General features: G+C 29.5%; 8 protein-coding genes. All 8 read right to left on the bottom strand.

The features are described from left to right. Positions 1 to 40 precede the first annotated feature (40 nt). Complete coding sequence (locus tag E6A48_RS08240) at positions 41 to 694, bottom strand: endonuclease III domain-containing protein (protein WP_219709616.1); 654 nt, start codon at positions 692 to 694, stop codon at positions 41 to 43. A gap of 12 nt (positions 695 to 706) precedes the next feature. Continuing rightward, positions 707 to 1,738: a PdaC/SigV domain-containing protein gene (locus E6A48_RS08235; protein ID WP_219709614.1), complete on the bottom strand. Its 1,032-nt coding sequence runs from the start codon at positions 1,736 to 1,738 to the stop codon at positions 707 to 709. A gap of 103 nt (positions 1,739 to 1,841) precedes the next feature. Beyond that, complete coding sequence (tpiA, locus tag E6A48_RS08230; protein ID WP_219709618.1) at positions 1,842 to 2,603, bottom strand: triose-phosphate isomerase; 762 nt, start codon at positions 2,601 to 2,603, stop codon at positions 1,842 to 1,844. Positions 2,604 to 2,630: 27 nt separating this feature from the next. After that, complete coding sequence (locus tag E6A48_RS08225) at positions 2,631 to 3,191, bottom strand: hydrolase (protein WP_219709612.1); 561 nt, start codon at positions 3,189 to 3,191, stop codon at positions 2,631 to 2,633. A 117-nt stretch (positions 3,192 to 3,308) separates the two neighbouring features. Beyond that, the gene (locus E6A48_RS08220; protein ID WP_219709610.1) at positions 3,309 to 4,262 is read right to left on the bottom strand and encodes a flagellar filament outer layer protein FlaA; all 954 of its coding nucleotides are present in this window, start codon (positions 4,260 to 4,262) and stop codon (positions 3,309 to 3,311) included. Positions 4,263 to 4,475: 213 nt separating this feature from the next. Beyond that, positions 4,476 to 5,726: a cell division protein FtsA gene (ftsA, locus tag E6A48_RS08215; protein WP_219709608.1), complete on the bottom strand. Its 1,251-nt coding sequence runs from the start codon at positions 5,724 to 5,726 to the stop codon at positions 4,476 to 4,478. 132 nt (positions 5,727 to 5,858) lie between these two features. Then, positions 5,859 to 6,362 (bottom strand): hypothetical protein, encoded by a 504-nt coding sequence (locus tag E6A48_RS08210; RefSeq protein WP_219709607.1) that lies wholly within the window; start codon positions 6,360 to 6,362, stop codon positions 5,859 to 5,861. Between the two features lie 5 nt (positions 6,363 to 6,367). After that, the gene (locus tag E6A48_RS08205; RefSeq protein ID WP_219709606.1) at positions 6,368 to 7,021 is read right to left on the bottom strand and encodes a hypothetical protein; all 654 of its coding nucleotides are present in this window, start codon (positions 7,019 to 7,021) and stop codon (positions 6,368 to 6,370) included. Between the last annotated feature and the right edge of the window lie 227 nt (positions 7,022 to 7,248).

Here is a 7,248-nt window from a genome sequence, read left to right as displayed (position 1 = left end):
CAGGGGGCAAAGCCCTGCAAATAATAAAAACATAAAAATTTTATTTCTTGTTCTTGAAATAGTCGCAATACTGTGAAACTGTACATTCACTGCATAAAGGACTAATGGGCTTACACAAGTTCTGTCCATAAACAACTAATGTGTCATTGTAAACTCGCCAATATTCTTTAGGCAACTTCTCTCTCAATGCAAACTCTGTTTCTTCCGGTGTCTTTGTGTGAACGTAACCAAATCTATTTGATATTCTATGTACATGAGTGTCAACGCATATGCCGTCTTTATCAAAAGCCTCTGTAACTACTAAATTGGCAACCTTTCTACCTACACCTTTGAGTTTTAAAAGCTCATCTATCTCATCAGGTACTTCCCCATTATAATCATTAATAATCATATGAGAAACTTCAAGTATATTTTTTGCCTTTACATTATAAAAACCTACAGGGTAAATAAGTTTAGCAATCTCCTCTTCTGTAAGCTTTATCATCTCTTTGGCACTACCTGCCTTTTCAAACAGCCTCATTGAAGCATCTCTTGTTGTAGGGTCTTTCGTTCTAAGAGAAAGCATAGTAGAAATTAATATTTTATAAGCATCTCTGTTTGTAATAAGCTTTATCTCTGTTACTACAGGCATAGGCATAGACTTAGTAACTTTTGTAAGCTCTTTCATTATAGGGTGTATATCTTTATCATTCATAAAACAACTCACCTACTCAAATAAATACATAAACACAGAATCTTCTTTTACAAAAGGCTTTAATTCAGAATATCTAAACTCTATTTCAATAATACCATGAGCATAATCAGATATCTTATAAGCAGGCCATATAAACTTTATACCCGTTGGAGTAATGTCAAATGTATCGCTTAATGTAATACTATTAAAATCAAAGAAATCAGATTCTGACATATTCTCTGTAAGTTTTATACGCATTAAATTAATTAAATCAATATCAGCAACATCATCTATAAGCTCTGATAAACTTAACCCAACTCTCTTTCCAGTGGATATTAAATATATATTAGGCTGAATATTATATATGCCATGAGCACCGCCTGCATAAGAATAATTATATATAGAAAATGATATTATGTTCTCATCTATAAACGATACTTCAATATTTCTTTGCATATTAAACTTATCATTAATAGCTTCTTTCCAAGTATTATATTGTGATGAAATTAAATTATTAAGCGTAGTTGTAATATTTTCTTCTTCTATAGATTTAGTTTCATCAATGTCTAAAGATATTCTATTTATTGCTTTTATGTTTTTATCATTTCCAATAATAACAGCATCTCTGCTAGATTCAAAAGTACCATTATCATCTTTAATATCTAAACTAGCATTTATAAACCTAATTTTATTTATAGGATAATTATTGTCTATATAAAAAGAAAAACTAAAAGTATTGTTTTTGTCAGCAGAAACCCAATTACCAGTAAAAACCATTTCACTAGTAATTTCTCCGTCTAAAGAACCTATCACTCTATCATTAATACTCTCATCAAGATGAAAACTATTTCCGTTAATACTACCCTTTATCTCAATAATTTGCTTTATAGTATCATAATAATATTTACCTGAAAGATTATTATTATTATCTATATATAAATACATACTTATAGGAGTATTACCAATATTTCCCTTAAGAAAATAAAAATCTTTTTTTGATATATCTATATTTTGACAAAAGAGCAAAGAAGAAAATAACAAAAAAATATAAATAACTTTTTTCATTTATAAACCCATAAATTATATTGTAACTATAATAATACAAATGAAAAAATAAAACAAGGGGGGACTTATATCCCCCCTAAGCAAATAAAAATTATTTAATAATTTACTTAGCTATATAATTAACTATTCTAGCAAACTTATCAGCAACCAAAGAAGCACCGCCAACTAAAGCACCATCTATATTAGGCATATTAAGCAAATCATCAGCATTCTTCTCATTAACGCTTCCGCCGTAAAGTATAATCATACCCTCAGAAACATTCTCATTATAAATAGACTTTAATGTGTCTCTTATAGTTTTATGTACATCATCAGCATCTTGAGGAGTAGCAGTCTTACCAGTACCAATAGCCCAAACAGGTTCATAAGCTATAACAACCTTTTTAGCCTCAGCTTCACTTAAACCCTTGAAAGCCTCTTTTACTTGACTGCTTACTATATCAGAAGTAATTCCCTTTTCTCTCTCTTCTAAATGCTCACCTACACATAAAACAGGAACTAAATTTTTATCTAAAGCTCTTTTTACTTTTTTGTTTATAAGCTCATCTTTTTCACCAAATATATCACGGCATTCAGAGTGACCAACTATAACATATTCACATCCTACAGACAAAAGCATATCAGCAGAAATCTGACCAGTAAAAGCACCCTTCTCTTCAAAATATAAATTCTGTGCTCCTAATTTTATATTGCTTCCTTTAATAGCATTATTAACATCACTCAAGCAAGTAAAAGTAGGTGCTATCATAATATCTCTGTCTTTAACATCTTTTACTAAATCTTTTAACTGATTTACTAACTCCAAAGCCTCTTTGTTAGTATTATTCATTTTCCAGTTACCAGCTATAAGTTTTCTTCTCATAATAATTATTCTCCTTATTATAAAATATTACTAGTTTTTTAATAAATTACTTAAATCTTTAAAATTAGGCACTTTTGAACCCTCTATAAATCCAAAAAGAACCATCTCTGTACTTATAATATTAGCCCCCAATTTTCTCATCTGCTCCAAACCAATTTGCTTATCATTATCAGTTCTAGAACCGCAAGCATCAGCAACCACATAAACATTATACCCATTTTGAAGCAAATGATAAACACTATAATATACGCATACATGTGTCTCAGCTCCAAATACTATAATGTTCTTTTTATTTAACTTATTAAACTCCTCAACAAAATCTTCACTAGCAAATACACTAAAATTAGTCTTAGCAAATAATTTATGATGTTTTGGAAGTATTACCCTCTCATCTGTATTACCTAAACCTTTAGGATACTGCTCAGTAACTAAAACAGGTACATCGTATATTTCAGAAGTTTTAAGCAATATATTAGACTTTTTTATAAGTGTATCTAAATTATCTATAGCAGCCAATAGTTTACCTTGTAAATCTATACAAATATATAAAGAATTATTTCTATCTAAAATAGGTTCATTCATTAATTTCATAAATAAATCCTTAAACAAGATTATATAAATATCAAAGAATACAAAGAATATAATTAAGGGGAAACAACATAAACATTTGCTTCCCCTTAAAAAAACTTTCAAAAACTCGCTTATTTATTATTGAGCAGCAGTTTCTTCAGTTTGTGTATTTTGAGCTGCAGCAGTATCTTGTTGCTGAGCATCGCCGCCATTAATTCTTCTTTGTTCTAATTCTTGTAACTCAGCAGCTTCACGAACTCTAGCATTTTCAATAGCTTGTTTTCTTTCGTTTTCAGTTTTTAATAACTGCCAAGTAGCTTCATCGTCGATATCTTCTTCGAAATCAACAACTACTACGTCATATTCCATAGTTACGTCTTTAACATAAGTAATGAAATCGCCACCTTGAGTATCTTTAGTTCTATAGAAACCTAAAGAATCTAATTTTACAGAAGGAATCATTCTAGGATAAAGAGGTTTTCTTACTAATACTCTGTCGCGAACATTAGCTAAATATTCTCTGTTTTCCCATTTTAATTGTCTCCAACCACTGAAGTAAAGAGCACCCATAGGATAAGATTTTAATTCACCTAATTCGTTTTGTAAGTTTACAAAATAGCTAACTAAATAATTACGTCCATATACCCAAGAACTAATAGATTTAATTTCGCCAACATTGTGTACTACACCTTTACCGTCTGTATATTTTGTACCATCAGTTCCACCATACATTTCAAGCTGAAAAGCAGGTTTTACTAAAGCATAGCTATTCCAAGATTGTAAAGGGAAATGTACTCTTACACCAAGAACTTTTCCTGCTTCCCAAGCACCGTTATTACCTTTACTATCTACGTTAGTAACATATGAATTCCTGCGATTTTCTGTTAATCTAGCAGATTCATTTAACCATACTACCCAATTATCATTGTAAAGATTTTGCTGAACAGAAATTACTTCATTTGTATCATCTCCTGCAGGCTGCAAGTTATCAGCATTACCTGTTATAGCAAAGTCAATTAAAGTTGAATTTGTTACACCGTAAGCAGATGCAGCAACAAAAATAGAAGCTAATACTGCGAATAACTTTTTCATAATTTATTGCACTCCTTGTACTAATTAATAAGCATAATAATAGTATTTTATACACTAAATTACCCAATTTGTCAAGTAGATTTAATAAAAATAGCTAAATCTATAAAAATAATGTGTAATTTTAGTTGACATAATCTTTAAATTAAAATACAAAACAGAACTTATTTGCTAATCATATTTTTTATTATAATTTAATTAAATAATTATATAAATTTATTTAAAAAACTCCATCAATGATTTTTTTATATTAAACTTAAATTTTTTCTTATCGCCTGTCTTTTTAGCATTAGGGATATTAACTTTAGTAGCCTCGTCTAAACTCATCATAAGTATACCAATAACTGCAGAATATGCAGGGTTATTAGCAATATCTGTAATGCCGTAAATATTATTAGGAACTCCAATTCTTGCTGTTATAGGCATAGCTCCTTTTACTGTGCTTTGATATGCTTTAGCTAATTCTACCAAACCAGGAAGCAATGCTCCTCCTCCTGTAAACACCATACCAGCAGATAAAGAATCTATATACTTCATCTTTGATAATTCTTTGCCGCATAAACTTAATATTTCCTCTACTCTAGCCTGTATAATTTCTGTTAAAAACTTCTTCGGTATAGCTTTAGTTTTGCCGTTTGTAGTAGGTACTTCAACTATCTCTTTATCACCAACCATATCTATAAATGCACATCCATATTCGCATTTTAATTTTTCTGCTGTAGGTATAGTTACTCTCAACCCCTCAGCTATATCGTTTGTAATATGCTGACTTCCTATAGGTATAACAGCAGTATGCCAAACAGAACCCTCCAAAAAGACCATTAGTGATGTAGTAGAATGCCCTATATCAAACACAACCACCCCAAGCTCTTTTTCATCTTCTGTAAGACAAGCCTCAGCACTTCCGCGTACGCTTACTATAAAATCTTTGCCGCTAAACTTCATTTTATTTAAAGTTCTTCTTAAGTTTTCACTTACATATTTAAGTCCAGTGATAAGATGAACCTTAGTTTCTAATCTTGTGCCAGACATTCCTATAGGGTTTTTTATCTCATCTTGACCGTCTAAAGAATATTCCTGTTCTATAGTTTCTATAATCTCTATATCTGAAGGCAAACGAACATTTTTCGCACTTTCTAATACTCTCTCTATTTCTAATGGAGTTATCTCTTTATCTTTTGTATTAACACCTATAACCCCTTTACTATTCATACCCTTTATATGGTCGCCGCCTATAGTAGCTATAACATCAGGAGCCTGAAGACCTGCCATATCTTCTGCTTTGTTGATAGATTTCTCTATAGCATCAGCAGCAGCATCTATATTTACTATAATACCCTTTCTAATGCCGTCACTCTCACTCTCCCCTATACCTATAATATCAAGTTTATCCTCATTAACCCTTGCTATTACAGTTTTTATTGATGAAGTGCCGATATCTACACCAGCTATTATTGGCTCTTTCAAGGTTAAACTCCTAAATATAATATTATGTTAATATTTTCGGAATATTATGATTTTCATTAATATTTTTTTAAATTAATACTTTTTTATATAGATTTTAATATATTGATGATTTAACTAATAAAGTTTACAAAATCAATTAATAACCCATTTATTATTTTCTTGCTCCATAATAAATGTTTGCCTCATATTTGCTGTGGATTTATTTACTCTATCATAAACAGAAGTACCAACATCTATATAAGCATTTTTACCTTCAAGCTTTATACCATAAACTTTATCTATCTTTGTTTCAAACTCAAAATCTAATGAAGGATTAGAAGCAACATATTCATCTGCATTTTTTACATTACGTGTCTTAGCTAAAACTTCTTTGTAGCTAGATGAATAAAAATTATCATAGGCCATCTTTACGCTCTCTTCATCATAAGGTAAAGATAAAAACTCTTCTAAAGATTTTAAAGCTGATGTTTTTAATGCATCTTCATCATAATTTTTTATCTCAACAGCCTCTTTGTTTTCATTATCGCTTAAAATAATTTCTACTTTCTCGCTGCCACTCCCGCAAGAAACAAACAAACCAAATGAGCCAAATAAACTAAATAAAACAAATAAAAAAATTGTTAAAATATTATTCATAAAAATTAAAGCCCTTCCAATATCTCTTTTCTATTATTTTGAGGAGGTATGGATTCTTTCTCTCTTATTCTAGTTTGTGAGGTAGTTGTAATATTATTCATATTGAGATATTTAACAATACTAGGACGCTCTAATATAATCCTATTGTCCCCATTCTGCCAAGAAACAGTTTCCGCATCCAAAAAAGCTCCCTTGCCGTATTTAGCAGACATAGAAGATAATAATTCTAAAAAATCCACCTGATTGGGCTGAAAATATATAGTAATAGAATATAATGAATCATCTTTAAAAATAAAATATCCGCTCTTATAAAACTTATTCTCTTCTAGAGATAAAAAAGTAGCACTCTCTTCAGAAGCCAAATCTACACCATTAGTATTAAGCATATATTCTTTAGGAAGCATCATAGTATTATCTTCTAATATAGCTCTAATTGTATCTTCTCTTGTGGAGCCTAATTTTATATTTTTAAATCCTGTGATAGGTACATTGATTACTGCGGGTTTTCTTCCTACTACCGAATCATTAGTTATATAACTTTCTTCTTCTGTTGTTGCTGTATTATTATTATTTTGCGGAGGTGTATAGGCATCATTTGTCGCGTATTGGCTAAACAAATTCACACAAAACAAAAACATCATTATTAATATATATCTCATAATATTTTACCTACTTTAAACTATAATATAATATCGACTATATTTTTAATTTAATTATTTTTTTTACATATACTTAAAATATATATTTATAACTTATATATATATAATATATAAAACTTATGAAATTATTTATTATAAAATTATTTTTAACAAAAACACTAGTATTATAATAATTATATAATTATTATGTATACTAAAATTTGAAAATATTCTAAAATATATTATAT

Origin of the sequence: Brachyspira pilosicoli (assembly GCF_019402445.1) — a bacterium.
GTDB classification, from domain to species: domain Bacteria; phylum Spirochaetota; class Brachyspiria; order Brachyspirales; family Brachyspiraceae; genus Brachyspira; species Brachyspira pilosicoli_B.
This window is presented reverse-complemented; position numbering and strand designations above follow the sequence as displayed.

Excerpts from the sequence above, each read along its gene's own strand:
- E6A48_RS08210 (WP_219709607.1), bottom strand. The coding sequence starts at position 6,362 with ATGAATAATATTTTAACAATTTTTTTATTTGTTTTATTTAGTTTATTT.
- E6A48_RS08220 (WP_219709610.1), bottom strand. The coding sequence starts at position 4,262 with ATGAAAAAGTTATTCGCAGTATTAGCTTCTATTTTTGTTGCTGCATCT.
- E6A48_RS08240 (WP_219709616.1), bottom strand. The coding sequence starts at position 694 with ATGAATGATAAAGATATACACCCTATAATGAAAGAGCTTACAAAAGTT.
- E6A48_RS08205 (WP_219709606.1), bottom strand. The coding sequence starts at position 7,021 with ATGAGATATATATTAATAATGATGTTTTTGTTTTGTGTGAATTTGTTT.
- E6A48_RS08235 (WP_219709614.1), bottom strand. The coding sequence starts at position 1,738 with ATGAAAAAAGTTATTTATATTTTTTTGTTATTTTCTTCTTTGCTCTTT.
- E6A48_RS08225 (WP_219709612.1), bottom strand. The coding sequence starts at position 3,191 with ATGAAATTAATGAATGAACCTATTTTAGATAGAAATAATTCTTTATAT.